Annotated in this window: 18 protein-coding genes; 7 read left to right on the forward strand and 11 right to left on the reverse strand. The window is 58.3% G+C overall.

From position 1 onward, the window contains the following. The first annotated feature begins 82 nt into the window (after positions 1–82). The 5 genes from ACYU7Q_RS13165 to ACYU7Q_RS13185 all read left to right on the forward strand — a co-directional run bounded on the left by ACYU7Q_RS13165 (position 83) and on the right by ACYU7Q_RS13185 (position 7905). Entirely contained in the window at positions 83–790 is a 708-nt protein-coding gene (locus ACYU7Q_RS13165) for a DUF4142 domain-containing protein (protein WP_460609901.1), read from the forward strand. Positions 791–1121: 331 nt separating this feature from the next. Beyond that, positions 1122–1682, forward strand: coding sequence for a hypothetical protein (locus ACYU7Q_RS13170; protein ID WP_460609902.1), 561 nt, complete (start codon positions 1122–1124; stop codon positions 1680–1682). A gap of 332 nt (positions 1683–2014) precedes the next feature. Next, complete coding sequence (locus ACYU7Q_RS13175) at positions 2015–4453, forward strand: restriction endonuclease (RefSeq protein ID WP_460609903.1); 2439 nt, start codon at positions 2015–2017, stop codon at positions 4451–4453. 140 nt (positions 4454–4593) lie between these two features. Then, positions 4594–7203, forward strand: a complete 2610-nt coding sequence (gene clpB, locus ACYU7Q_RS13180) for an ATP-dependent Clp protease ATP-binding subunit (RefSeq protein ID WP_460609904.1) — start codon at positions 4594–4596, stop codon at positions 7201–7203. A 138-nt stretch (positions 7204–7341) separates the two neighbouring features. Beyond that, positions 7342–7905: a hypothetical protein gene (locus ACYU7Q_RS13185; protein ID WP_460609905.1), complete on the forward strand. Its 564-nt coding sequence runs from the start codon at positions 7342–7344 to the stop codon at positions 7903–7905. 74 nt (positions 7906–7979) lie between these two features. Here the strand turns inward: ACYU7Q_RS13185 and ACYU7Q_RS13190 are convergent, their stop codons facing one another. Next, positions 7980–8909, reverse strand: a complete 930-nt coding sequence (locus tag ACYU7Q_RS13190; protein WP_460609906.1) for a hypothetical protein — start codon at positions 8907–8909, stop codon at positions 7980–7982. Positions 8910–8982: 73 nt separating this feature from the next. Here ACYU7Q_RS13190 and ACYU7Q_RS13195 point away from each other — a divergent pair, with 73 nt between their 5' ends. Together ACYU7Q_RS13195 and ACYU7Q_RS13200 are read left to right on the forward strand one after the other, a co-directional pair. Next, entirely contained in the window at positions 8983–9579 is a 597-nt protein-coding gene (locus ACYU7Q_RS13195) for a HupE/UreJ family protein (protein WP_460609907.1), read from the forward strand. A gap of 118 nt (positions 9580–9697) precedes the next feature. Then, positions 9698–12052, forward strand: coding sequence for a M1 family metallopeptidase (locus tag ACYU7Q_RS13200; protein ID WP_460609908.1), 2355 nt, complete (start codon positions 9698–9700; stop codon positions 12050–12052). A gap of 194 nt (positions 12053–12246) precedes the next feature. On the opposite strand, the gene ACYU7Q_RS13205 is transcribed toward ACYU7Q_RS13200, so the two are convergent. From ACYU7Q_RS13205 to pheT, 10 genes are all read right to left on the reverse strand, one after another. Then, entirely contained in the window at positions 12247–12912 is a 666-nt protein-coding gene (locus ACYU7Q_RS13205; RefSeq protein WP_460609909.1) for a cytochrome b/b6 domain-containing protein, read from the reverse strand. A 19-nt stretch (positions 12913–12931) separates the two neighbouring features. Beyond that, the gene (locus tag ACYU7Q_RS13210) at positions 12932–14176 is read right to left on the reverse strand and encodes a pyridoxal phosphate-dependent aminotransferase (RefSeq protein WP_460609910.1); all 1245 of its coding nucleotides are present in this window, start codon (positions 14174–14176) and stop codon (positions 12932–12934) included. 79 nt (positions 14177–14255) lie between these two features. Further along, the gene (locus ACYU7Q_RS13215; RefSeq protein WP_460609911.1) at positions 14256–15221 is read right to left on the reverse strand and encodes an N-acetylmuramoyl-L-alanine amidase; all 966 of its coding nucleotides are present in this window, start codon (positions 15219–15221) and stop codon (positions 14256–14258) included. 78 nt (positions 15222–15299) lie between these two features. Further along, on the reverse strand, positions 15300–16088 hold the full coding sequence (locus ACYU7Q_RS13220) for a hypothetical protein (RefSeq protein ID WP_460609912.1): 789 nt from the start codon (positions 16086–16088) through the stop codon (positions 15300–15302). Between the two features lie 252 nt (positions 16089–16340). Beyond that, entirely contained in the window at positions 16341–17123 is a 783-nt protein-coding gene (locus ACYU7Q_RS13225) for a hypothetical protein (RefSeq protein WP_460609913.1), read from the reverse strand. Positions 17124–17367: 244 nt separating this feature from the next. Then, a complete protein-coding gene (gene rny, locus ACYU7Q_RS13230; protein WP_460609914.1) occupies positions 17368–19056 on the reverse strand; it encodes a ribonuclease Y in 1689 nt (562 codons plus the stop codon). A gap of 131 nt (positions 19057–19187) precedes the next feature. Beyond that, positions 19188–19481 (reverse strand): cell division protein ZapA, encoded by a 294-nt coding sequence (locus tag ACYU7Q_RS13235; protein WP_190922794.1) that lies wholly within the window; start codon positions 19479–19481, stop codon positions 19188–19190. Positions 19482–19521: 40 nt separating this feature from the next. After that, positions 19522–19818 carry a hypothetical protein gene (locus ACYU7Q_RS13240; protein ID WP_342296880.1) on the reverse strand — a complete coding sequence of 99 codons (297 nt, stop codon included), beginning with the start codon at positions 19816–19818 and terminating at the stop codon, positions 19522–19524. A gap of 241 nt (positions 19819–20059) precedes the next feature. Then, complete coding sequence (locus ACYU7Q_RS13245) at positions 20060–23071, reverse strand: M16 family metallopeptidase (protein WP_460609915.1); 3012 nt, start codon at positions 23069–23071, stop codon at positions 20060–20062. A gap of 93 nt (positions 23072–23164) precedes the next feature. Continuing rightward, a complete protein-coding gene (gene pheT / locus ACYU7Q_RS13250) occupies positions 23165–25600 on the reverse strand; it encodes a phenylalanine--tRNA ligase subunit beta (protein ID WP_460609916.1) in 2436 nt (811 codons plus the stop codon). Positions 25601–25606 lie beyond the last annotated feature (6 nt).

Consider the following 25606-nt stretch of genomic DNA (forward strand, 5'->3'; position numbering starts at 1 on the left):
CAGCAAGCAAATGCGGCCATGGTACTGATGCTTTGATTATATATTAATAACTATATTTATATATAATCAAAGCATCAGCACCATGAAAACTATTCCTCATTTTCTGGTAGCGGGCGCCCTGCTGGTTGGGGCTGCCTGTAGCACGTCTAAAACCAGTTCGGATGCCACTGCCAGTGGTGGAATGGGGGCTGTGCCGCCGTCCAGCACCGATGCCGTCAGCAGCCCGCCCGCCACGCCTGCCGTGCCCACGAACGCAGATGCGACTGCCAGCACCACCCCCAGCGATGCCCCCGCGAGCAGCGTCCCGGCGGCCGATGTGCCAGCCGGCGACCTCGCGGTCTTTATGGGGACGTTTCCCACCATGACCGACCCCGTGTTTCTGATTGACGCGGGCAGCAGCAACCTTCTCGAAATTCAGGTGGGGCAGTTGGCCGCGCAAAAGGCCACCAGCCCCGACGTGCGAAAATTTGCGCAGATGATGGTGACCCTGCATACCCAGAACGACCAGGAATTAAAAACCCTGGCCCGGGAGCTCAACGCCACGCTGCCCACCACCATGCTGCCCGTGCACCAGCACCTGGCCGACCGTATGCTAAACAAGGCCGGCAAAAGCTTCGATGAATCGTACATGGACCTGATGGAGAAAGCCCACAAGCTGGACATTGCCATGTTCGAGGTGAAGAGCAAAAACGCCGAAAACCCGGCGGTGAAAAGCTTTGCCACCAGAAACCTGCCCATGCTGCACTCGCGGAGGGCGCTGGCCGACAAAATCGAGAGCAAGGTGGATTAGCGCAGTCGGTGGAAATAGTTGCCTGTATTTTGGGTTGGTCATTTGGCTTATCATCAGCATACAAGCCATTTAGCGCATTAGCCGGGGATTGAGGTAGAACCGCTACGATGGGAGCGGATAATCTTTTGCTCTATTACTTTGAAATGCAAAGTACTTTACTTTAATTTGTGCCATCGCTGTTCGTCCTGACTGACTTAGGTGGCTGCCGCCGGTGGGTGCATTTGCCGGCCTTTTAGCCTCACCCGCGGCCTGTGCCGGAAGTCTGACCTGCCGCCTTCACCCCGCATTCTAAGATATTTTTTCGCTCATTTTAACTCTCAGCCCTACTGCCATGACACTTACCCAAAGCATTGTTCGAATTGCGCTGGCTACGGCGTTCCTGCTGCTGATACCTCTGGTAGCGATGCAGTTTACCAGGGAAGTAACCTGGACCTTGTCCGATTTCGTTGTCGCGGGCATCCTGTTGTTTGGTTCGGGCCTTGTGTATGCGCTGGTGGCGCGCATGGGGGGCAGTGGCACCTACCGCGTGGCCGTTGGGGTGGCGGTAGCGGCCGGGCTTCTGCTCATCTGGGGGAATCTGGCCGTGGGATTCATCGGCAGCGAGAATAACCCGGCCAACCTGCTCTACGGCGCGGTGCTGGCCGTTGGCCTCGTTGGGGCTATTGCGGCGCGCTTCCGGCCGCTGGGGATGGCCCGCGCCATGTTTGCGGCGGCGCTCACGCAGTTTCTGGTTCCCTTCGTTGCAATGGCAATCTGGAAGCCCGAAGCTGATTTGGGTATGGTGCAGGTGCTGGCGCTGAATACCGTATTCGCAGGGTTGTGGGGCGTTTCGGGTTGGCTGTTTCGGCGCGCCAGCACCACGGGCGCTAATGCAGAGCGCCGGCTGGCATAGCATGCACAAACCACCTCGCGCAGTATGCCAGCCCTGATTCAATAGCCACGCTCGAACCAAAGGCAGCGGTCCACGCACTGGGAATACCCCTCCCTGGCGTGAGCCGCTGCCTTTGGCGCTTCCAAAGTCTGCCCCCCGCCCGCCGCTCCCGCCGCTGAAGAAACGGGAGCTTCTTGGGTAGCTGCCCTTGCCTCAATATATACTATCTGGCGTTTCTAAGAAAGATGCTTGAAAACAAGTATTTCTCACCTAGCTTGCGGCTTCACTTGTAGAAGTGAATTTTTTCATCAATTGATAGCACAAGCGAAACTTCGCTAAATAAATAATCGACCATGAGTACTTCATCTGTACGTGAAAAACTGCTTCGTATTCAAAGAGAAAGCAAGGAGCCAGAGCTTTTTCCTTACTTGCAACAACTCTTTAGAAACAAAGGGTACTCTAATGTTATGATAACTCATGGCTCGAATGAGTTTGGCAAAGATTTAGTGTTTAAAGAAAGGGACGAAAAGAATAAGGTGGATAGATGGTTTGCTGTGGTTGTTAAAAATAAAAATGTTACAATTAAGGATTTTACCACAGGAGGTGAAATTGTTACGCAGTTGCATCAGGCGTTTGAAATACCCTATAGCGAAGTAGGGGCATCTCATGATATCAGTCAGGTTATTGTTGTTGCTAACGGGAACGTGACGGAACAGGCTAAAATAATGTCTGAAACAATTCCTAAGTTGATGCGCGCCAATGTTCAGATTTGGAACTACCAGAGGCTTTCTGAAGAAATAGAGTTACATGCTAAGGATGAGTTCCTGGGAGTTAATGACGTTGCAGTAACTACTTTTATTAAGAACCAACTTGCGGCGTTAGCTGAGTTTAAAAACTCTAAAGAGCTTTACAATGGACTTGAAATTAAAGACATAAATGAGATTTATGTTTCAGCGAAAACAACATACAATAAATATCAACAGACCAAAAAGGCTTATACAAACTACGAGCAAACAGCAAGAAGCTCTGAACGGAATGAGGAGTTTGATGACGCAATCGAGATGCTCAATTCAAATAAGAATACCTTGGTGTCTGGCATTCCGACATCTGGAAAAAGTCTGCTGCTGAAAAGGATTGGATATCATGCAATGTCTACGCAAAAAGAGCGTCCTGACTTGGCATTTTATTTTGAAATCGGAGAAATAGAAAATATAAATGATTTTGATATTTTCGAAGAAGTAAAAAAGCAGTATCGGAGGCTGTCTGGTGTTGAATTCAATAGAGAATTGTTTTCTAAAATAATTGTGTTGCTTGATGGGCTAGATGAAATTATCGACTCAAGCAAGATGATTCTTCTAGACAAAGTAAAAGACCTTGTAGTTAGCAAAAATGAAAAAGCGGATAGAGAGCGTGACCTTGAAATAGAAAAGAAAGTAGGCGCCATACAGTTTTTTATCACTAGCAGAGAGATAGAACTGATTAAGAAGCAGGGCTTATTGCCCTCGTTTAATAAGGTGGAATTATTGCCATTCGACGTTGGTCAAGCCTTTAAACTTGTTAAAAAGCTTATGCCAAATAGCAAGGTGAAAGCGGAGTCATTCGTTAAAGCTATCAAGGATAGCCAACTGTCGAATACTCTCACTCGTACGCCAATGGCACTTACGTTGATGGCTATATTGTATCGGGAAGATGAAATAGACCTTGATGAACTGCCTGCCAATATAACTGAGCTTTACAATAAATTTTCGGATTATTACCTCAATAGGTGGGATACTGCGAAAGGTATATCCCTACAATACAAATACGAAGAGGCAAAACAAATACTAGGAAAAATTGCAAAGCACTTGCATGGAAATAATGAGCAAGCAATTAGCAGTGACGATTTAGTCGATTATTTGCACAGGCTCAAGAGAGATTATGACTATGAGGAACTGTCTGATATCCCTGGGTTTGTGCAAGTCCTGAAGCGACGTGCTGGTATTTTTGGGTACGAAGAGGAGTTGGAAGCTTTTAAGTTCTCTCACTTGAGTTTCCAAGAATACTTTGCAAGTACTGCTTTTGACGATTCTGAAGAAGACGAGTTAATGGAGAACTTGTGTAACCAATGGTGGGAAAATACAACCATTTTCTACTGCGGTAGACAGCCATCTCGTGATGTATTTATTAAGAAAGCTAGCGAAAAAATTGTGCCCATCGATATGGAGCAAAGGCACCAGTATTTATATGCAATGGCAAAGGCTTTGCAAGCATCCTATCTTATACCGAAGGCTGCAAAAGTTCAAATTGTCAAAAAATTAGTGTGGAATTTTGAGCAATTTTATCGTGAATACACAGCTTCGGGGAATATATTACTAACAGCTAAACTGACGACGATTGATTACATTTTAAATTACAGAGCGATTTTTAAAAAGCTGTTTGGTACAAAGCATATTGTTCTAGATGACTTAATAGATGCATTTGCATCTACGGTGTTAAAAGAAAACTCTGGCTATTCAGACGTGGTTACCTATTGTGCTTCTTATCTTCTCTCTGAAAGGACACTTGACCCTAGTTATCTTGAAGACTTTTTGAAGATGAAAGACCTCAACGTAAGGTGGAATCGAATCGTTTTCGTCGATATACAATCATTACGCTTAAAGGACCGGATGGATAACGACTTGTACTTAAAAATTAGAAGGAAACAGCTGAAGTATAAAGAGTATATACAACAGCAATTCAAACAGTCCGCATTTAAGCATATACAATTGCCACCGTCACAGCTGACAATTGAGGCGCCCAAAACAGAAAACTAACTGTGGCATATTGACGCGTATTAAGTGATTTAGTCTTGAATTTTCCCGCCAGAAAGTCCGAAAACCCACTCTCGCACCCCATTTGCTAGTCCCTTCGTACATACTTCCTAACCCGAAGCACCTACTTAGAGACTCGCATCATGGACTTTAAAAACTTCACTATCAAGGCACAGGAGGCCGTGCAGAAGGCCACCGAAATAGCTGGGGGCAACCAGCAGCAGGCCATCGAAACGGGCCATTTGCTGAAGGGCCTCTTCCAGAGCGACGAAAGCGTCTTCTCGTTTCTGGCCAACAAGCTGGGTGCCAACCTCAACATTCTCACGCCGCGGCTCGATGCCATTGTGGCCGCTTACCCGAAGGTGAGCGGCGGCTCGCCCTACTTCGCCAATGAGGCCGCTGCCGCCGTGCAGCGCGCCAACACGGCCATGAAGGACATGGGCGACGAGTTCGTGTCCGTCGAGCACCTGCTGCTGGGCATCCTCGGCGGCAAGGATGCCGTGGCTACGCTGCTCAAAGACACCGGTTTTAATGAGAAAGACCTGAAGGCCGCCATCCAGGAGCTGCGCGGCGGGCGCAAAGTCACGAGCCAGAGCGCCGAAGACCAGTACCAGAGCCTGAACCGCTACGCCCGCAACCTCAACGAGCAGGTGCGCGCCGGTAAGATGGACCCTGTGATTGGCCGCGACGAAGAAATCCGCCGCGTGCTGCAAATCCTCTCGCGCCGCACCAAAAACAACCCCGTGCTGCTCGGCGAGCCCGGCGTGGGCAAAACTGCCATTGTGGAGGGCCTGGCCCAGCGCATCGTGGCCGGCGACGTGCCCGAAAACCTGCGCGACAAAACCATCATGAGCCTCGACATGGGCCTGCTCGTGGCCGGGGCCAAGTACAAGGGCGAGTTTGAGGAGCGCCTCAAGGCCGTCATCAAGGAAGTGACCGACTCCGACGGCCAGATTGTGCTCTTCATTGACGAGATGCATACCCTCATCGGGGCCGGCGGCGGGGGCGAGGGCGCCATGGATGCCGCCAACCTGCTCAAGCCCGCCCTGGCGCGCGGCGAGCTGCACGCCATCGGGGCCACCACGCTCAAGGAATACCAGAAATATATCGAGAAGGACAAGGCCTTGGAACGCCGCTTCCAGGCCGTGATGGTGGACGAGCCCTCGCAGGAAGACGCCATCAGCATCCTGCGCGGCATCAAGGAGAAGTACGAGCTGCACCACGGCGTGCGCATCACCGACGACGCCGTGATTGCGGCCGTGGAGCTGAGCTCGCGCTACATCACCGACCGGTTTTTGCCCGACAAGGCCATCGACCTCATGGACGAGGCCGCCGCTAAGCTCCGCATCGAGCTGAATTCTATGCCCGTGGAGCTGGACGAAATCCAGCGCCGCATCATGCAGCTCGAAATTGAGCGCGAAGCCATCCGCCGCGAAAACAACAAGGACCGCGAGGCCGTGCTCAGCAAGGAATTGGCCGAACTGAACGACCGCCGCGATAGCCTGAAAGCCCGCTGGGAAAGTGAGAAGGGCGTCCTCACGGGCATCCAGACCCAGAAGGAAGCCATTGAGCAATTCAAGCTGGAAGCTGAACAGGCCGAGCGCCAGGGCGATTATGCTCGGGTAGCAGAGCTGCGCTACGGCAAGATTCAGGAAGCCGAAGCCAAGCTGAAAGCGTTGCAGGACGAAGCCAACGCCAACAAAGACGGCGGGGCCATGCTCCAGGAAGTCGTGACCAGCGAAAGCATCGCCGAGGTGGTGGCCAAGTGGACGGGCATCCCGGTGAGCAAAATGCTGCAATCGGACCGCGAGAAGCTGCTGAACCTCGAAGCCGAGCTGGGCAAGCGCGTAGCCGGTCAGTCGGAGGCCATCGCGGCTATTTCCGACGCCGTGCGCCGCTCCCGCGCCGGCCTGCAAGACCCCAAGCGGCCCATCGGCTCGTTCATTTTCCTGGGTACCACCGGTGTGGGCAAAACCGAGCTGGCTAAGGCATTAGCCGAGTATTTGTTTAACGACGAAAACGCCATGGTTCGCATTGACATGAGCGAGTTTCAGGAGCGCCACGCCGTGTCGCGGCTCATCGGCGCGCCTCCCGGCTACGTGGGCTACGACGAGGGCGGTCAGCTCACGGAAGCCGTGCGCCGCAAGCCTTACTCGGTGGTGCTGCTCGATGAAATTGAGAAAGCGCACCCGGACGTGTTCAACATCCTGCTGCAAGTGCTGGACGACGGCCGCCTCACCGACAACAAAGGCCGGGTGGCAAACTTCAAGAACACCATCATCATCATGACCTCGAACACCGGGGCCGACATCATCCAGAAGAACTTCAAGGAGCTCAACGAGTTCAACCACGAGGAAGTGGTGGACCGCACCCGCGAGGAAGTCATCGAGCGCCTCAAGCAGCACATGCGCCCCGAGTTCCTGAACCGTATCGACGAAATTGTGATGTTCCAGCCCCTCAAGCGCAAGGAAATCCGCAAAATTGTCGACATCCAGTTCAAGCAAATCCAGCAGCGCCTGGCCGAGGCCGGGATTCAGCTCGAAGCCACCAACGAGGTGTTGGATTACCTGGGCGAGCAGGGCTTCGACCCGACCTTCGGCGCCCGCCCGCTGAAGCGCGTGTTGCAGCGCGTGATTCTGAATGAGCTGTCGAAAGACATCCTCTCCGGCCGCGTGTCGAAAGATGCCGTGGTGGAGGCGGTGTTGGAAGACGGACAGGTGAAGTTCGAGAACGTGGAAATGCCGGCGGTGTAATAACCGAGCGGTTTTGGATGGAAAAGCCCTGCTGGCGTGACGTCGGCGGGGCTTTCCCATTGTTATTGGCTAGGTCAATATGCGGAAACAAGGGAAGAGGCGTTAGGCATATTGTCAATCATTGGCCTTTATAAATTTATGAAACACAAATACTGGCTGGTGTATGTATGCGCCTTCGAAGGACTGCTCACATCATGTGTTCCTCAGGCTTTTCCGAAGACTGACTACGGGACGCATCTTACTTCTGACGAACGGCAGCTGTTGAAGCAAGGACGACCTATTGATAAAATCCACACTTCTTATTGGCGCTTTAAACCAAGTCAACTTTACTACCAAGGGCCGCTCCGTGCCCAACCGGACAGCGTCGGAAAAGTGCATTTTACTCCGCATGGTATGTGGCAAAGATGGTACAAGAGCGGAGCCATTAAGGACACTACCGTGTACTCTGCCGACGGAAAAGCGTCCTATGTGAGATACTATCGGGAAGATGGCAGCTTATATCTGGTTGGCAACACTGTCCCGAGAACGGTGGCTGGACGACCTTGCCTTGAATCGGTAGACATAGAATTCGGAGGCAGTAAGCTGGACACCGTCATGATTCGTCGGTGGGGAGCGTTCGAGCACAATGGCAATACCATCTTGGATGAGCGGATTGAATTCGATTCAAATGGCCATCGAAAAGCAGTTATAAAGGTTAAATAAACTCAGGGAAGCTTGCGTACGCTTGATAAACTTCCGCTACCCGCGCCGCGGCCGCCACGGCGGCGGGGAAATCATCAGCGGCGACGGCTGGCCCGGCGCTCCATTTTCTCGCGGTACTTGCGGCCCGCTTCAACGTGCTTGGGCTTTAGCTGGGCGCGCAGGGCGGGCGGGAGCGGGTGGCCGGCCAGGTACTCGTCGTGCAGCAGCTTGAATTTCGCATCGGAATAGGGCGCGTTGTGTACGAACATGTACACCACGCCGCCCGTCATCAGCGCCAGCCCGAGGGCAATCTGGCCCGCCGGCGGGTCGCTGCTTTGGGTTTGGATGTAAGGCGAAGCCGGCGCGCTGGTTTTGGTGGCGCCGGTCATCAGGCGCAGGCCGGGCAGGGCGAGCAGGATGGGCAGCTGCCCGCCCAGCCGCTTGGCATTGAACAGGCCCTGCACAGCATCGAGGGTATCCTGGCGGGCGTCGGCCAGTGTTTGGGCCGGGGCCTCGGCTGTTGGAGCGCCGGCGCTGGAAACCAGTGCAGGAGTGGAGCTATTGGCCGCCGGCGTGCTGCCGGTGCCGTAGGCCAGCAGCGGGTTTGGCGCGGAGGCCGTGCCGTGCAGGGGCGCAAAGTTGCCATGCAGGCGGCGCTGCACGTCGGTGGGCAGGTGGCCGGTGGCGGCCAGCTTCTGTAGCACGCGCCGCTCGCGTCCCCATCCGAACTGGATGAATTTTTTAGTGCCCAGCACCGCCATTGCCGAGCCGATGACGACGCCGGGCGTCCAGACGCCGGCGCTGGTAGCCTGCTGGGCCGGAATGATGGAGGCCGCCATGCCCGCCGCGCCAAAGCCCAGCCACCCAAACCCGCCGCCGCGCCGGCTCTTGAATAATTCGTGCACGGCGCGGGCAGTGTCCTGGCGCGTGAGGTAAAAAGTGCCCGGGGCCGGATTGGCCGGGGCCTGGGCACGCGCCGCGCCGAGGGGCAGCAGGACAAAAAGCAGCAGGTAGCGCTTCAGCATGAATAGAAGGGAAGTGGAAAAACGGCACAAGTTAGACCGGCCTCGCCAAATCCGAAGCCGCTAGCTTTGCCGCATGGCTTCCGTTTTCCAGACCTACCTGCAACTCGGCTTTCTGCACATCTGCACGCCGCGCGCGGCCGACCACCTCACGTTTTTGCTCGCCCTGTGCGCGCCCTACGTGCTGGCTGACTGGCGGCGCGTGCTGGCGCTGGTCACCAGCTTCACGGTGGGGCACTCGCTCACGCTGGCGCTGGCCACGCTGGGGCTGGTGGCGTTTAAGCCAGCCCTTATCGAAGCGCTGATTCCGGTCACCATCATGGTCACGGCGCTGTGGAACCTGCGCGGCGCGGGCCGGCTCATCACGCGCCGCGCCCCCATGCTGGCGGCGGCTCCCAATGCCCTGGCCCTGGGTTTTGGCTTGATTCACGGGCTGGGATTTTCCAACTACCTGCGGGCCTTGCTCGGGCCAAATAGCCGGCCGGTGGAGGAGTTGCTGGCGTTCAACATCGGCGTAGAGCTGGGCCAAATCCTCATCGTGTCGGCCATTTTGGTGGTTGGGGCGGTGCTGCTGGGCAGCCTGCGCGTAGCCCGCCGCGACTGGCTGCTGACTACCAGCGGCGCGGCCCTCGGCATTGCCACGGTGCTGCTGCTGCAACAGTTGTGGCCGTAGGATGCCCCGGCCGATTGCGGCCCGGTGGCTTTGGCCGCACTGCCGCAACCTTGCCGTAACTTTAAGCGACCTTACCGGTCGCCATTTCTAATCTGATTTTCCCACTTACGGTTTTTCTATGCGTCGTATTCTATTGGCTGGCCTGGTGCTGGCGGTGACGGGCCAGCAGGCCGCCACTGCCCAGACCACCAACTCCGGCACCGACAAATTTGCGCAGCTCGAAACGATGCTGCCGACCCCCAACAGCTACCGCACCGCCAGCGGTGCCCCCGGCTCCGACTACTGGCAGCAGCGCGCCGACTACGACATCAAAGTCACCCTCGACGATGCCAAGCAGGCCCTCACCGGCCGCGAAACCATCACCTACACCAACCTCTCGCCCGATGCGCTGCCCTACCTCTGGGTGCAGCTCGACCAGAACATCTGGGACAAAAACTCGATGACGACGGCCACCGAGGTGAATTCGCTGAGCGACAAAGTGCCCTTCCGAACTCTGGAAGGGTTGGTGGACGACTTTGACGGCGGTTTCCGCATCGAAAGCGTGACCGCCAAAGACGGCAAGGCCCTGCACACCGTCACGAACCACACCATGATGCGCGTGGACCTGCCCACGCCGCTGCGGCCTCACCAGGCGGTGTCGTTCAACGTGAAGTGGCACTACAACATCAACGACGCCACCAAGGGCGGCCGCTGCGGCTACGAGTACTTCCCGGCCGACAAGAACTACCTCTACGAGATGGCCCAGTTCTACCCCCGCATGGCCGTATACTCCGATAACCAGGGCTGGCAGCACAAGCAGTTCCTCGGCAACGGCGAATTCACGCTGCCCTTCGGCGACTACAAGGTGAGCATCACCGCGCCGGCCGACCACGTGGTGGGCGCCACCGGTACGCTGCAAAACGCCGCTCAGGTGATGAGCGCCGCGCAGCTCAAGCGCTTGGAGCAGGCCAAAACCGCCAAGAAGCCCGTGCTCATCGTGAGCCAGGACGAGGCCGTACGCAACGAAAGCAGCCGCGCCACCGGCACCAAAACCTGGACCTACGCGGCCAAAAACGTGCGCGACTTCGCCTGGTGCAGTTCGCGCAAATTCATCTGGGACGCCATGCAAATCACGCAGAGCGGCAAGCCCGTGCTGTGCATGAGCTACTACCCCAAAGAGGGCAACCCGCTCTGGGGCCAATACTCGACGCAGGTGGTGGCTCACACCATCAAAACCTACTCGAAGTACACCATTCCCTATGCCTACCCGGTGGCCATTTCGGTGCACGGCGCCATCGGCGGCATGGAATACCCCATGATTTGCTTCAACGGCGGCCGCCCCGAGAAGGACGGCACCTACTCGGCCGAGCGGAAATACGGGATGATTTCGGTGATTATCCACGAGGTCGGCCACAACTTCTTCCCGATGATTGTGAACTCCGACGAGCGGCAGTGGACCTGGATGGACGAGGGCCTGAACTCCTTCGTGCAGTTCCTCACGGAGCAGGAGTGGGAGCGCAACTACCCCAGCCGCCGCGGCGAGCCCCGCAACATCGCCGCCTACATGGCCACCGATAAGAGCCTGCAAACCCCGATTATGACCAACTCGGAATCGGTGCTGCAGTTCGGCAACAACGCCTACGGCAAACCCGCCACGGCCCTCAACATCCTGCGCGAAACGGTGATGGGCCGCGAGCTGTTCGACTACGCCTTCAAAACCTACGCCCAGCGCTGGGCCTATAAGCACCCCACGCCGGCCGACTTCTTCCGCACCATGGAAGACGCCTCGGCGGTGGACCTCGACTGGTTCTGGCGCGGCTGGTTCTACACCACCGACCACACCGACTTGGCCCTCGAATCGGTGAAGAGCTACAACGTGAGCACCAAGAACCCACAGGTGGAAAATGCCCGCCTGCAGCAGCAGCGCGCCGCCGCGCCGCAGTCCATCACGGCCCAGCGCAACGCCACCGACATCCCCCAAACGCTGGTGGACGAGAAGCCCGAGCTGAAGGACTTCTACAACAGCTACGACCCCCTGGCCGTGACGCCCGCCGACCAGCAGCGCTACACCGCCTACCTGGGCACCCTCACCGACGACCAGAAGCAGCGCCTCGGCGACTCGCAGAATTTCTACGAGCTGAGTTTGCGCAACGTGGGCGGCTTGGTAATGCCCGTGGTCCTGCAAATGACCTACGCCGACAACACCCAGGAAATCCAGACCATCCCGGCCGAAATCTGGCGCAAAAACAACGCCCAGGTCACCAAGGTCATCGTGACCAAAAAGCCGGTTATCAGCTTCGTTATCGACCCCTTCCAGCAAACGGCCGATACCGACCTGAGCAACAACGCCTTCCCGCGCCAGCCCGCCGCCTCGCGCTTCGAGCTGTTCCAGCAGCAACAGCAGGCCACGCCGAACCCCATGCAGCAGCAAACCAGCCGCACCAGCAGCCCCATGCAGAAGCTGGAGCAGAAGCCGGTAGGCAGCGGCCAGTAAGCAGAACGAGGCGCCTGTCATTGCGAGGCGGAGCCGAAGCAACCGAACGGAGCTCGAGCTAATCAGTCCTGTCAGAACCAGACACGTTTTTTTGCCAGAAAGCCCCGGTACCGCAATGGTGCCGGGGCTTTTAATTAGGGTTTAGCTACGCTGACCTTCGGTTGCTTCGGCCTGCGGCCTCGCAATGACAGGCCTTAAGCTTTCGGTGGAATATTCGGCGCTTCCCCGCCCACCATGCGCGAAATCAGCCCGTGGTCTTCCTTGCTTTCGGCCCACACCACGCCTACCACGTGGATGAGAATGAAGCCGATAATCAGGTACATCGTCACGTTGTGCGTTTCCTCAGCTAAGTGGTGAATGCCTTTCAGCCAGGATACATCTTCAAAAATCATGATAAGCCCGGTGGCCACCATGATGGTGATAAACAGGTAAAACAGCGCATAGGTGGTTTTGGCAAACAGGATTTTGCCGGTCTGGCTCTTGTCCGCCGGCGGAGCTAAGCGGTAGCGGCGCAGAATCTCCGTCAGCCGCGCCGAGAAGCGCAAATTGGAAGGCCCCGTGAGCTGCAAGCCCAGCCGCAGCACCCACAGCGCCACCAGCGCCCAGCCAAAGTAGATGTGCCACGCCCAGATGCGCTCGCTGATGATGTGCGCCAGCTCGCGCGCCTGCGGCACCGAAACCTCTTTGCCCGACGATTGCAGCTCCGGTATGGCCGTTCTGGCCTTCACAATCACCTTCTGAAACAGAATGGTCATCAATTGCAGGCTAATCAGCAGTGCATTGGCCCAGTGCCAGAACCGGATGGAGCCCCGGTAATCCTTGATGGGTACTTTGACGGCGGGGGCAATGGTTGGGTTCATGGAGCTGAGTGGTAAAGGGTCAAACGGGGAGGGCAATGGCCGCTTCTACGACGTTGGCGGGCACGGGTTCGGTGCGGCCAGGGTAGGCCAGCAGCGCGTGCGCCAGGCAGTTGAGCGCCGCCGCCAAATCGGTTTGGTTGATGACGTAGGCGATGCGCACTTCCTGTCGGCCCAGGCCCGGCGTGTGGTAGAAGCCGTTGGCCGGCGACAGCATCAGCGTCTGATTGTCCAGCGTAAAATCCTCCAGCAGCCACTGACCAAACTTCTGGGCGTCGTCCACGGGCAGGCGGGCCACCACGTAGAAGGCCCCGCCCGGCACCGGGCACACCACGCCGGGCATGGCGCGTAGGGCATTCACCGTGAGGTCGCGCCGGGCCTGGTATTCGGCCCGGGTGCCGTCGAAATAAGACGCCGGCAGGTCGGCAGCGGCTTCGGCGGCTATCATCTCCAGCACCGGCGGGCACACGCGCATTTGCCCGAAATGAAAAGCCGCCACCCACACCTCGGGGTTGCGCGTAACCAGCGCGCCTACCCGCGCCCCGCAGGCGCTGTAGCGCTTCGAAATAGTGTCAACCATCACCACGTACTGCTCGCCGCCCACCAGGCTCAGGGCGCTGGTGGCTTGAGCACCATCGTAGCAGTATTCGCGGTAGGCCTCGTCCGAAATCAGGTATAGGTCGTGCTGCTTGCACAGGCCCAGCAGCGCGTCCAGCTCATCGCGCCGGTACACGTAGCCCGTCGGGTTGCTGGGGTTGCAGATGAGAATGGCCCGAGTGCGGGGCGTTATAACGGCCTCGAAATCAACCAGCGGTGGCAGCGCAAAGCCGTCCTCAATGTGCGCCGTCACGGCCACAATGTTCACCCCAGCGGCAATGGAAAACGCTGTGTAAGTGCCGTAAAACGGCTCCGCCACAATCACCTCATCGCCCGGATTGAGGCAGGTGAGCAGGGCGAAGAGAATGGCCTCGCTGCCCGCTGTGGTTACCATAATGTCTTCGAAGCGAGCCGGAATCCCGGCGCGCTGGTAATAAGTTTCCAGCTTGCGACGGTAGCTGTCGGTGCCCGCGCCGGGAGCGTAGCCCAGCACTTTAATATCCGCATTGCGCACGGCGGCCAACATTTCGGGCGGCGTCAACACATCGGGCTGGCCGATGTTGAGAGGGTAAACAACCTTGCCCTGTTGGCGGGCGGCGTCAGCATAAGGCAGCAGCTTGCGAAACGGCGAAACGGGCATGTCCTGCCCGCGCTTGGATACTTCTGGCATAGAATAAAGTTAACTCTTTGGCCGGCGCGGCATTGGCCGGCGGCTCCCCAATTGGCTAAATATAACGGCTGGCCACTAGTTACAAGCACTTCTTATACAGATTATACAGAATCCGGTTGTCGGCATCGGTCAGCGGCGCGTTCACGTTTTGCTGGATAAAATGCAGCTTAAACGCCCGGATGGCAGCCGGCAAATCCCGCGTGTCGTACCCGATAATCCGCAAAGCTTCGCGCGGGCTAAACACCGTAATTGGGCCGTTCAATCGCGCCAGTTGGGCATCTACCCGGCTGGTATCCACGGGTGGAATGGTGGCCGCCGGCACATCGTCAGCCGCCGGTAGGGGCGGGGCGAGCAGGCGGCCCGCCAGAGCGGCGGCGCTGTCGGCCACAAACGGGCTGGGCAGTGGCCCGGCATCGTACCACAGGCCGAACCCATTATCTGCCAGTCGCTTCCAGGGGAAAAGGGCGCTGGGGTCGTTCTTGCGACTGGGCGCAATGTCGGCGTGGCCGATGAAATTGGCCGTGGGAATTCCATAAGCCTTTTTCAGGCCGGCCAGAATGTGCATCAGGCTGGTAATCTGCGCTTCGGCAAAAGGCTCAACCCCGTTGTTATCCAGCTCGATGCCGATGGACGAGGAATTGATGTCCGTGGTGTTGCCCCAGCGGGCCACGCCGCCGTGCCAGGCCCGCAGGTAGTCATTCAGCATGTGGTACACCCGACCATCGCGCCCGATGACGTAATGCGCGCTCACCTGCGTGCTCGGCATGGTGAACGTTTTGAGCGTCTGGGCCGTGGAGTCCTGCGCCGTGTGGTGAATGACGACGTAGTTGGGCTTGCGCAGGTTGAAATTGGTGGTGCCCACCCAATATTTGCCCAGCAGGCTGTCGGCCCCTGGCGTAATGACCGGTGTGGCCCGCAAGGCCTTGGCATAAGCCTTTACCTGTGCTTTATAGGACTTGTTGGTGGCGGAGTAGGGGTTTTTGGAGGCGGTGCAGGCGGCCAGGGCGGCCGCGCAGGCCAGGCCCAGGCAGTGGCGTAAGGTCATCGGAGAAAGTAAAGCCCGAGCAACAACAAGTACTCGGTGACTCAAATTTCCGCAAAAAAGCCGGCGCTTCAATGTTCGCTACTGAGTGGGCAGCGGCTGGGCCTTGCGGAACAAGCAGTGCGGAAAAACCGTGATGCCAATGGTGGTGTAGCCCCGGCCTTGTTTCAGGTCGCTCACCCCGGGGGCGTAAGTTGCGTTGGTATCCTTGGGGTTGTAGCCAAAGGTATCCGAGATGCCCCAGGCCGCTTGCAACTGCACGGGCCGGTCCTCGGTGGGGCCGTCGCCCAGCCGCACCCGGATGAACACCATCGGCTCACTCCGGGTCATGCGGCTGAGGTCGACGGGGGCGCCGAGATTGGTGAGGCGCGTGAAATTGACTTGCGTGACGCGGTACGCGGCCCCAAATGAAAATGCGTTGGTAGCCTGAAAAATGCCGTAGGCTTCGCCAAACACCTTGTTGTAGCGCATATCGAACTCGTATCGGGTAGGATAACCGAATAAGAAATCAGTCTTGGTGTAAGCTGCTGCGCCCTGCGCCTGCCCAAAGCCGCCCAATGCGCCCACCAGCCACTCGTCGCCCAGCCGCCAGTAGGTGCCCACGCCCAGGTCGTACTGGTGCCCGCGGTAGTAGGTGCTGTCGTGGGAGTTGTCGCGCAGGGTGCTATACGCTGCCCGCACCAGCAGGTGCCGCACCGGCGAGTACGTGGCGGCGATATCGGCCCGGCCATTGAGGTAAGTGCTAATGGTCGCTTCGCCCTGCTTTTTATCGGTAATCTGCGGAGCCGCGCACTGCATGGGCATGTACACCACGCAGCTGGGCAGCAGGAGGGTGGAGCCAGCCACGATTAGCGTAGAGATGATTTTCATTGGAAAGGAAGATGTTTGCAATGTGGTTTTGCAAGCTCAATTTACGCGTTATGCTCGTCGGCCGTGTGCCTTTGGGTCCGGAAAAATAGCCCTTGGCACGATGCAGCCCAGTACGGTTAAGGAGTGGCGGCAGTGGGGGAGCGCCGGGGCAAAATATCAAGCCAACTCGTAGTCGCAGCCCGCTCACTGGAATGAATTTTTCATCGGCTACGCATTTCGGCGGAACGCTGAAGCAAGCTGCTGCCGGTCATCTTAGGGCACATTGCGAGCCTTTGCCCCTCCCGGATAAAAAATGAGGCTTAGTCCCAGCCGTATAGGTGCCTTATCAAAAGTGCTTTCGTTTGTAACTTCCTGCAAAGCAAAGCTATATGTGCCAGTGGCCTGCCAGCTGAAACGATGTCCTAGCTTTTGCTGCACGACCACCGAATTTTGCAGGTAGTATTGGCTAGGCAGCGGTTGGGGAATGCCGTTCAAGTTCAACTCCGTGAAGCGCACTTGATTTACCCGCAGGCTGGCGCCCCATTCCAGTTTCGGGCGGCGAACATCAGGCCACCACGTTGTCACCTGTACGAAGCGCGTATTATAGGAGCCTACCAATTCGGGAATGGGAGCGCGCCGGCCCGTGCCACTACTACCGCCAGTATAGCCCACCGCGCCCGGGAAAAATAAGTCGGACGACTCGAAGCGCCCGTAGCGATACCCACGTCCCTGGCCCGCTCCCGCTACCGCACTCAACCAGCTATTGCCTAATGTAATGTATCCACCCAGGCCCAGCTCGTATTGTCGGCTACGGGCGTAGCTGTTGCTACTGTCACGTTTGGCATTGTACGCATTCAGCCCGCCAGTGCCGAAGACCAGCGCATGGTCTACCGGCGAGACTATTGCTGAGACCTGCGCTCCGTAAGGCAGCTGCCAGTTGCCCATTACGGCAATATCGCCCGCCTTGCGTACTGCCGGCAGCGTTGTAAACAGCGGCTGGTATAGGGTGCAGCTACTCGTCGCAACCGAACACAGCACAAAGTAGAAATGGCGCATCAGAGAATGTGTAGTGGTTGGAATACGGCTTAAAAGTTAGATTAATCGCCAGCCACTTCACAATTCAATAGTTGTCGGGAAAGGACTTCTGCTTAGTGCGGTTTTCTACAACAAAATAGTATTTACATTGCGTGAACGGGGTTTTTAATGCGAATAATCAGACTTTATAAAAACCATTAAAACCAAACGGCCCCGCCAAGCTAATGACGGGGCCGTTTGAGCTATTAGATGGAAACGCAGAGCGTTATTTGGCGTAGGCTACGGCGCGCATCTCCCGAATCACGGTGATTTTAATCTGGCCGGGGTACTGCATTTCCTTCTCGATTTTCTGCGAAATCTCGAAGCTCAGCTCGGCGGCGCGCTCGTCGGTCACGTTCTCGGCGTCCACCATCACGCGCAGCTCGCGGCCGGCCTGAATGGCAAAGCACTGGTTCACGCCCTTGAAGCCGTTGGCGGTTTCTTCGAGCTGCTTCAGGCGTTTGATGTAGCTCTCCATCATCTCGCGGCGGGCGCCGGGGCGCGAGCCCGAAATGGCGTCACAAGCCTGCACGAGCGGCGAAATCATGGCCGTCATCTCAATCTCGTCGTGGTGAGCCCCAATGGCGTTTACCACGTCGGGGTGCTCTTTCCATTTCTTGGCCATCTCCATGCCCAGGATGGCGTGGGGCAATTCCGGCTCCTCGGTGCTCACCTTGCCGATGTCGTGCAGCAGGCCGGCGCGCTTGGCTTTTTTTACATCGAGGCCCATCTCGGCCGCCATGGTAGCGCAGAGGTTGGCTACTTCGCGGCTGTGTTGCAGGAGGTTCTGACCGTAGGAGGAGCGGAAGCGCATGCGTCCCACCATCTTAATCAGCTCGGGGTGCAGGCCGTGAATGCCGAGGTCGATGATGGTTTTCTCGCCGATTTCGACGATTTCCTCCTCGATGTTTTTGCGGGTTTTGGCCACAATTTCTTCCACGCGGGCCGGGTGAATCCGGCCGTCTTTCACCAGTAAGTGCAGCGAGAGGCGGGCAATTTCGCGGCGCACCGGGTCGAAGCCCGAGATGATGATAGCCTCGGGCGTGTCGTCTACAATGATTTCAACGCCCGTCGCGGCTTCCAGCGCGCGGATGTTGCGGCCTTCGCGGCCGATGATTTTGCCCTTTACATCGTCGCTTTCAATGTTGAAAATCGACACGCAGTTCTCAATGGCGTGCTCCGAAGCAGTGCGCTGAATGGTTTCCAGCACAATCTTCTTGGCGTCCTTGGTGGCCGTCAGCTTGGCCTGGGCCACGGTGTCCTTCACGTAGGAGCTGGCCTGAATCTGGGCTTCGTTTTTGAGGCTTTCCACCAGCTGCTCGCGGGCCTCAGCGGCGGTCAGGTTGGCGATGGTTTCGAGCTGCCGCTGCACCGAGTGCAGCTGCTCGTCGGCTTCACGCTGCTTTTCTTCCAGCTCGGCCATCGCCTCCTCGTGGTCGAGGCGGCGCTTTTCGGCTTGGGCTTCTAATTTGTCGCGCAGCTGCTGGGTATCGGTCTGGTTTTTCTCGCGCTGGCGGTCAAGGTCGGCTTCCTTTTTCTGCAGCTGCTCGAGCTGGCGCTGAGTGGTTTCGGTGAGCATTTTAATGCTCTGCTCTTGCTCCACTACGCCTTGGCGGCGCTGGGTCAGCTCGCCTTCCAGCTCGGCTTTGAGGCGGCGGCTTTCCTGGTCAAACTCGTTGCGCAGCGTCTTGAACTTGTTCTTCGACTGCTCCAGGCGCTCATCGGCCTGCTTGATTTTCTCGTCGCGAAGGCGGTTGCCTTTCTCCTCCGCGTCGCGGAGGATTTGTTGGGCGCGGGCCTGGGCCTCGCCCTCGTGGTCCAGCCGGGCTTTGCCGGCCAACTGTTTACCTACTACGAAGCCCGCCACAAGGGCGGCCACCGCAGTGAGTATACAGTATAATATGGTGGGTAACATGTAATTATGGTTTTTGGGGTGGGGTAAAAACCATAACCGGGTAGAACGATTTTGCCCGGGCCGGGCGGAAGCGGCCGATTGCCGCGCCGCCCGGCCGGGCCAACGAGTTGTGTGCGTGCCAGTCGGGGATATTACCCCGCCAGCACCACGCCGGATAGTAGCTCGTCGAAACGAGCCAGCCGTTCGGTTAGCGCCGCATCGGTGCCATCCTTTTCCTTGCTCACTTTCAATTGGTCGGCCATGGTGGCCAACGCAACCATGGCCAGCAAGTCCTGCTTGTCCTGAATGCCGTAGCCTTCCCGGAATTCGCGCAGCTTGTCGCCCAGCAGGCGGCCCGCCAGGCGCAGCCGTTCCTCATCCTGCACGTCAACGCGCATGGGATAGTCCCGGTCAGCAATACGAATTTTGATGGCTAGTTCGCTCATACGGCGATAGTTACGGCGGTGGGGTAAGGGGTCAGTCGGTTTAGTCTCTCAAATAGGCAAGACACTTGTCCAGTTCGCGGATGTATTCGTTGAGGCGCAGTTTAAGTTCGTTGGCGTGGGTGGGTTCCCCAGCTATGGTGTGTACAAGTTTAACGATATTTTCCTGGTTTTGGCGCTCTTTCAGTAGCCGGTCCTTCTCGCGTACATCAGCGCGGAGCTGCTGCACGGTGGTGTTGGCATCGGCTAACTCCTCACGCAATTGCTGATAGGCAGCCACTAAGGTGGTAATCTGCCGCTCCAGGCGGTCGAGTTGCGCAAGCTGTTGGGAAGAGGCCACGGGCGAATAAATTTTGGGTGAAGATAAAGCGGCGGGCCGAAAGCTACGCTTTACCCGGCGCTTGCTCGCGGCTTGCTACTCAGCGCGGTTTGAATTTGGGCACGGATACGCAAGAAAACAAGAACGCCACCCCAAACGTGCCACCGCATCCCTAGCGCAGTCATAATCCACTAGTTAGGATTAGCTGCACAGTAGAAATGCGGCGGCAAGCCTGGGGTGGCGTCTTAGCCGGCTTGGCAGCCTAGCTCTTGCCCTTTTTAGTCTTGGTTTTGACTTTACCGCCTTCGTCGGTCTGCATCTTCATCTTTTCATCTGTCGGCGCGGCCATTTCCATTTGGGTGGGGGCCGGCTTTTTCATCATTTCGGCCGCTACAGGCTTGCCTTCCATATCCAGTTCCACCACGGGGTAGCCGAGGGCTTGCAGCGCGGGCAGCTGCTTGTTGTCGCCCACTACCACGATGGCCATTTTGTCGGCCGGCAGGTACTGCTTGGCGATGGCCTGCACGTCTTCCTTCTTCAGGTTTTTCAGAATTTCCGTTTGCTGATTTACGTAAGTCGGGTCGAGGTTATACTCGACGAGGCGCGCCAGGAAGCCGGCTTTCTGCTGTCCGGTTTCGTAGCGCAGGGCGTCGCTCTGGCCCACCGATGACTGCACAAAGGCCAGTTCCTCATCGGAAATCCCATTTGGGTAGTTCGAAATCTCACTCATAAACTCCTTCACCGACGCAGCCGTGGCATCGGCGCGCACGCCCGCCTGGGCCGTGAACGGACCCGCGTAGCGCGTGCCTGCGAAGCCCGAGCGGGCGCCGTAGGTGTAGCCCTTGTTCTCGCGCAGGTTCAGGTTGATGCGGGAGTTGAAGGCGCCGCCGAGCAGGTAGTTGGCCAGGTAGGCGCGGTAGTAGGGGCCGGTGGCGTCGTACTTCATATCCGTGAGGTAGCCCACCCGGATTTCCGACTGCGCCGCGCCGGGCTTGTTTACGAAGTAGATGGTCGTCTTGTCGGGCTGTGCGCCGGCCACATCCGTTGGGATGGTCACGTCTTTCTTGGCCCAGTTTTTCAGGAAGCCCAGCTGCTTGTCCAGCGTCGCCTGGTCAACGTCGCCCACGGCCACCAGGTAGCTCACGTTGGGCGCGTAGTACTTGTTGTAGTAGTCCTTCACGTCGGCCAGCGTGAGGCTGCTCACCGAGGCGGTGGTGCCGGCCACGGCCGTCCCGGCAATGTTGTTCTGGCCGTAGAGCAGGCGGTTATAAGTCAGGTCGGCGATGACGCTGGGCTGGTTGGCGAAGTTGGCAATTTTCTCCAGCTGTTGCTTTTTCACGCGGTCAAAGTCCTGGGCGTCAAAGCGCGGGTGTAGTAGGCGCTGGTCGAGCAGGGCCATGGTGGCGGGCAGGTTCTTGGTCAGGCTCTGCACGTACACGGTGGTTTCGTTGTCGTCGGCATTCACAAATACCGACGAGCCCAGCTTGTCGAGCGCCGCCGAGATTTCCTCGCCGGTGTACTTCTCCGAGCCTTCGTTCAGCATGCCGGCCGTGAGCTCGGCAATGCCGGCTTTTCCGGGCATGGTCTGCTCCAGGCGGTGGCCGCCGCGAATGGTCAGGCGCATGGTCACGGCCGGAATCTCGCTGTTGCGCGTGCCTACCACCTTCAGGCCGTTGGGCAGCGTTTCCTGGTACAGGGCGGGCACTTTCACCACGGGGTTGGCCCCGGCGGCGGGCTGCTTGTTGCGGTCGAAGGTATCGGTGGCCTTCGTGTATTTCAGGCCGTTGTAGCCGTAGTCAGGCGCTTTGTAGCCGCTTTTATCGATGGTGTAGTTGTCGGGCTTGGCGGCGGCCACGCTGCCGGTTTTGGGCAGCACGCTCAGAATCACGGCGTGCTTGCCTTTGATGTACTTGTCGTACACGCGCTGCACATCGGCCTTGGTGAGGGCCTGCAGGCGCTTGGTTTCCACGGTGATGTAGTTGGGGTTGCCGAAGAAAGTCTGGTTGGCGGCGAGCTGACTCACCTTGCCCTGCACGCTGGCCAGGCCGCTCACGTTCTGGGCCTCGGTCTGGGCCTTGAAGCGCTGCAAATCCTCGTCGGAAATGCCTTTTTTCTCAAACTCCCGCATCGTGTTGCGGATAATCGCCTCCGTGCTGTCCAGCGTCTTGCCGGGGAAGGGCAGGGCCACAAAATCGAAGAAGCCGCCCAGCTCCGAGTTCTGCTGGTAAGCCTGGGCCTGCACGGCTTTCTGGTTTTTTACCAGGTTTTTGTAGATGAGTGAGCTTTTGCCACCGCCAATGATTTCGGCCAGCGCATCAAGCGGCATTTCATCGGGGTGGCCGTGGGGCACCGTCGGGAACACCATCTGCAGCATCGGGAAGCGCACGTTATCGGTGTAGCTCACGTAGCGGTCGGCGGTGAGCACGGGCTCGGGCAGCTTCTGCACCGGCACCGAGGGGCCGCGCTTGATGGGCCCAAAGTATTTCTCCACCAGCTTCACCACCTGGGCGGGCTGCACGTCGCCGCCCACGGTCAGGGTGGCGTTGTTGGGGCCATACCAGCGCAGGAAGAAGTTCTTCAGGTCCTGCAAATCGGCCCGGTCCAGGTCTTCGAGGTAGCCGATGGTGAGCCAGGAATACGGGTGGCCGTAGGGGTACAGCGTCTTCGAGATGTACTCGCTGGCCAGACCGTAGGGGCGGTTGTCGTAGTTCTGGCCGCGCTCGTTTTTCACTGTCGAGCGCTGGATTTCAAACTTTTTCTGGCTCACGGCATCCAGCAGGAAGCCCATGCGGTCGGCCTCCAGCCACAGGCCGGTTTCGAGCTGGTTGCTGGGCAGCGTCTCAAAGTAGTTGGTGCGGTCCTGGTTGGTGCTGCCGTTGAGGGTGCCGCCGGCGGCCGTCACCAGCTTGAAGTGCTGCTGGTCGCCCACGTGGTCGGAGCCCTGGAACATCATGTGCTCAAAGAAGTGCGCGAAGCCCGACTTGCCAATCTGCTCGCGGGCCGAGCCCACGTGGTAGGTCACGTCCACGTGCACCAGCGGGTCGGAGTGGTCCTCGCTCACGATGAGCGTGAGGCCGTTGGGCAGCACGTACTTCTCGTAGGGAATGACGAGCTGGCCGGGCTGTTTAGTGACCTTCTCCACGAGGCGGGTGCCGCCGGGCGTGGTGGCCAGGGCCGTTTTGGTAGCGGGCGCTTTGGCCGCCGGTTTTTGCTGGGCAAAGCTGACGGTAGTCATCAGCGCGAGGCCCAGCGTGGACAGAAAACGAAGGTTCATTTCGCGGAAAAAAGTGGATAAGATTAGAAACAAAGAGGCCGGCAATGCTGCGCAGTTGCACACCATCGCCGGCCGAAAGGTAAGCGGGCTGATTTACTTCCGAATCAGCGCGCCCGCCTGCTTCTCGAACTGCTGAATCAATTTCTGCATCACCTGGTCGATGGCCTGCTCGCTGAGCGTCTGGCTGAAGTCCTGCAGGGTGAAGCTCACCGAGTACGACTTTTTGCCCGCGCCCAGGTTCTCGCCGGCATACACGTCGAACACGTTGATGCTGTGCAGCAGCTTCTTCTCGGTGCGCCGGGCAATCTGCTGAAGCTGGTCGAAGGTAACCGACTGGTCCACCACGATGCTCAAATCGCGGCGCACTTCCGGGAATTTCGACAGCTCGCGGGCCACCAGCGTGGGCTTGTACTTCTTGCTCAGCGCGTCCCAGTCCAGCTCGGCGTACCACACCGGCTGCGTCACGTCGAGGCGCTTGAGCACCGAGGTCGATACCGCGCCCAGCTGCGCCACCGGCTGGTTATGCACCAGCAGCGTGAGGCCGCCGGCCAGGTACTCGTGCTGCACCGGCTGCGAAGCCGCCCCGCCGAAGCCCAGCGCCGCCAGCACCTGCTGCACCGCCCCCGCCAGGTCGTGGAAAGCGGCCTTCTCGGATTTGTGCTGCCAGGTTTCACCATCAGCGTTGCCGGTCAGGTAAATCACCAGCTTGTTCTTTTCCTGGTACTTGCCGTTCTCGTTCTGCGAGTAGGTTTTGCCGAATTCGTACAGCTTCAGGTCGCGCTGGCGGCGGTTGATGTTGTGCCGGATAATCTCCAGGCCCGAGTGCAGCAGCGTGGGCCGCATCACGTTCAAGTCAACGCTGTTGTAGTTCAGAATGCGCACCAGCGAATTATTCGCTTCACCATCTTTCTCAAAATACAGCGAGTTGGTGAGTGAGTTGGTCAGAATCTCCGAATAGCCCTGGCCGCTGAGCAGCGCAGCGATTTTCACGCGCGTCACCTCCGGGTCGGGGTTCGGGAATTTGGCCAGGAAGGAAGCCGAGTTGTTGGGCCGCAAAGCCACGTTGTTGTAGCCGTAGATGCGCAGGATTTCCTCAATCACGTCGGCCTCGCGGGTTACGTCCACCTTGTGGGGCGGCACAGTCAGCGTCCAGGTGTCCTGGTCGCCGGCGTCGGGGTTTTCTTCGGTGATTTCGATGTCGAGGTCCGTCAGAATCTGGCGAATGCGCTCGGGCGCGATGTACTGGCCCACCAGCCGCTCCACGCGGGGCAGGCGCAGGCGCACGGTGGCGGACTGCACGGGGGCCGGGTACTCGTCCACGATGGGCGCGGCCACGGTAGCACCGGCCACTTCCTGCATCAGCAGCGCGGCCCGCTTCAACGCTATGAGCACCATGTTCGGGTCGGTGCCGCGCTCGAAGCGGAACGAGGCATCCGTTTTCAGCTGGTGCGTCTGGGAGGTGCGGCGCACGGCGGCCGGGCTGAAGTAGGCGCTTTCCAGGAACACGCGGGTGGTGCTTTCGCTCACGCCCGAGGTCTTGCCGCCAAACACACCGGCCAGCGCCATTGGGGCGCCGTTGGCGTCGGCAATCACCAAATCCTCGGCTTTCAGCGTGCGCTCGATGCCATCGAGCGTCACGAATTTCTCGCCCGCCTCGGCGCGCTTCACGCGAATCTGGCCACCGGTAATCTGGTCAGCATCGAAGGCGTGGAGCGGCTGGCCCAGCTCGTGCAGCACGAAATTGGTTACGTCCACCACGTTGTTGATGGAGGAGAGGCCGATGCTGCGCAGGCGGCGTTGCAGCCACTCGGGCGACGGACCGACCTGCACATTTTCCAGCAGCAAGCCGGCGTAGCGCGGGCTGGCTTCCACGTCCTCAATGGTGACCTTGATGTTAGCCGCTGCCGAAGCGGGAGCTGCGAAGCCGCTCACATCGGGCAAATGGCAGGGCTGGCGCAGCAGGGCGCGCAGCTCGCGGGCCACGCCGTAGTGCGAGGCGGCATCGGCCCGGTTGGGCGTCAGGCCGATTTCGTACACCGTATCGGAGCCCAGGCCGAAGTAGTCGGCAGCGGGCGTGCCGTTGGGCAGCTCAGTATCCAGCACCATAATGCCCGCGTGCGACTGGCCCAGGCCGATTTCGTCCTCGGCGCAAATCATGCCTTCGGAAGCCGCGCCGCGTATTTTGCTTTTCTTGATTTTGAACGGCTCGCCCTGCGCGGGGTGAAGCTCGGCGCCTTCCAGGGCCACCACCACGCGCTGGCCAGCGGCCACGTTGGGAGCGCCGCACACAATCTGGCGCGGGGTGCCGTCGCCCACGTCCACGGTGGTCAGGCTGAGCTTGTCGGCATCGGGGTGGCGCTCGCAGGTGAGCACGGTGCCCAGTACCACGCCGCGCAGCCCGCCGGGAATGCTTTCCAGCTCCTCGGCGCTCTCCACTTCCAGCCCCGAGCCGGTGAGCAAAGCGCCAATCTCGGCGGCAGGTTTGTCGGTAGGAATGAGGGTTTTAAGCCAGTCGAGGGAAATACGCATGAGGAG

It is taken from the genome of Hymenobacter terrigena (assembly GCF_054776515.1).

What these genes read in the sequence shown, in the direction of transcription:
- ACYU7Q_RS13165 (WP_460609901.1), top strand. Translation starts at nt 83, where the DNA reads ATGAAAACTATTCCTCATTTTCTGGTAGCGGGCGCCCTGCTGGTTGGG.
- ACYU7Q_RS13170 (WP_460609902.1), top strand. Translation starts at nt 1,122, where the DNA reads ATGACACTTACCCAAAGCATTGTTCGAATTGCGCTGGCTACGGCGTTC.
- ACYU7Q_RS13175 (WP_460609903.1), top strand. Translation starts at nt 2,015, where the DNA reads ATGAGTACTTCATCTGTACGTGAAAAACTGCTTCGTATTCAAAGAGAA.
- clpB (WP_460609904.1), top strand. Translation starts at nt 4,594, where the DNA reads ATGGACTTTAAAAACTTCACTATCAAGGCACAGGAGGCCGTGCAGAAG.
- ACYU7Q_RS13185 (WP_460609905.1), top strand. Translation starts at nt 7,342, where the DNA reads ATGAAACACAAATACTGGCTGGTGTATGTATGCGCCTTCGAAGGACTG.
- ACYU7Q_RS13190 (WP_460609906.1), bottom strand. Translation starts at nt 8,909, where the DNA reads ATGCTGAAGCGCTACCTGCTGCTTTTTGTCCTGCTGCCCCTCGGCGCG.
- ACYU7Q_RS13195 (WP_460609907.1), top strand. Translation starts at nt 8,983, where the DNA reads ATGGCTTCCGTTTTCCAGACCTACCTGCAACTCGGCTTTCTGCACATC.
- ACYU7Q_RS13200 (WP_460609908.1), top strand. Translation starts at nt 9,698, where the DNA reads ATGCGTCGTATTCTATTGGCTGGCCTGGTGCTGGCGGTGACGGGCCAG.
- ACYU7Q_RS13205 (WP_460609909.1), bottom strand. Translation starts at nt 12,912, where the DNA reads ATGAACCCAACCATTGCCCCCGCCGTCAAAGTACCCATCAAGGATTAC.
- ACYU7Q_RS13210 (WP_460609910.1), bottom strand. Translation starts at nt 14,176, where the DNA reads ATGCCAGAAGTATCCAAGCGCGGGCAGGACATGCCCGTTTCGCCGTTT.
- ACYU7Q_RS13215 (WP_460609911.1), bottom strand. Translation starts at nt 15,221, where the DNA reads ATGACCTTACGCCACTGCCTGGGCCTGGCCTGCGCGGCCGCCCTGGCC.
- ACYU7Q_RS13220 (WP_460609912.1), bottom strand. Translation starts at nt 16,088, where the DNA reads ATGAAAATCATCTCTACGCTAATCGTGGCTGGCTCCACCCTCCTGCTG.
- ACYU7Q_RS13225 (WP_460609913.1), bottom strand. Translation starts at nt 17,123, where the DNA reads ATGCGCCATTTCTACTTTGTGCTGTGTTCGGTTGCGACGAGTAGCTGC.
- rny (WP_460609914.1), bottom strand. Translation starts at nt 19,056, where the DNA reads ATGTTACCCACCATATTATACTGTATACTCACTGCGGTGGCCGCCCTT.
- ACYU7Q_RS13235 (WP_190922794.1), bottom strand. Translation starts at nt 19,481, where the DNA reads ATGAGCGAACTAGCCATCAAAATTCGTATTGCTGACCGGGACTATCCC.
- ACYU7Q_RS13245 (WP_460609915.1), bottom strand. Translation starts at nt 23,071, where the DNA reads ATGAACCTTCGTTTTCTGTCCACGCTGGGCCTCGCGCTGATGACTACC.
- pheT (WP_460609916.1), bottom strand. Translation starts at nt 25,600, where the DNA reads ATGCGTATTTCCCTCGACTGGCTTAAAACCCTCATTCCTACCGACAAA.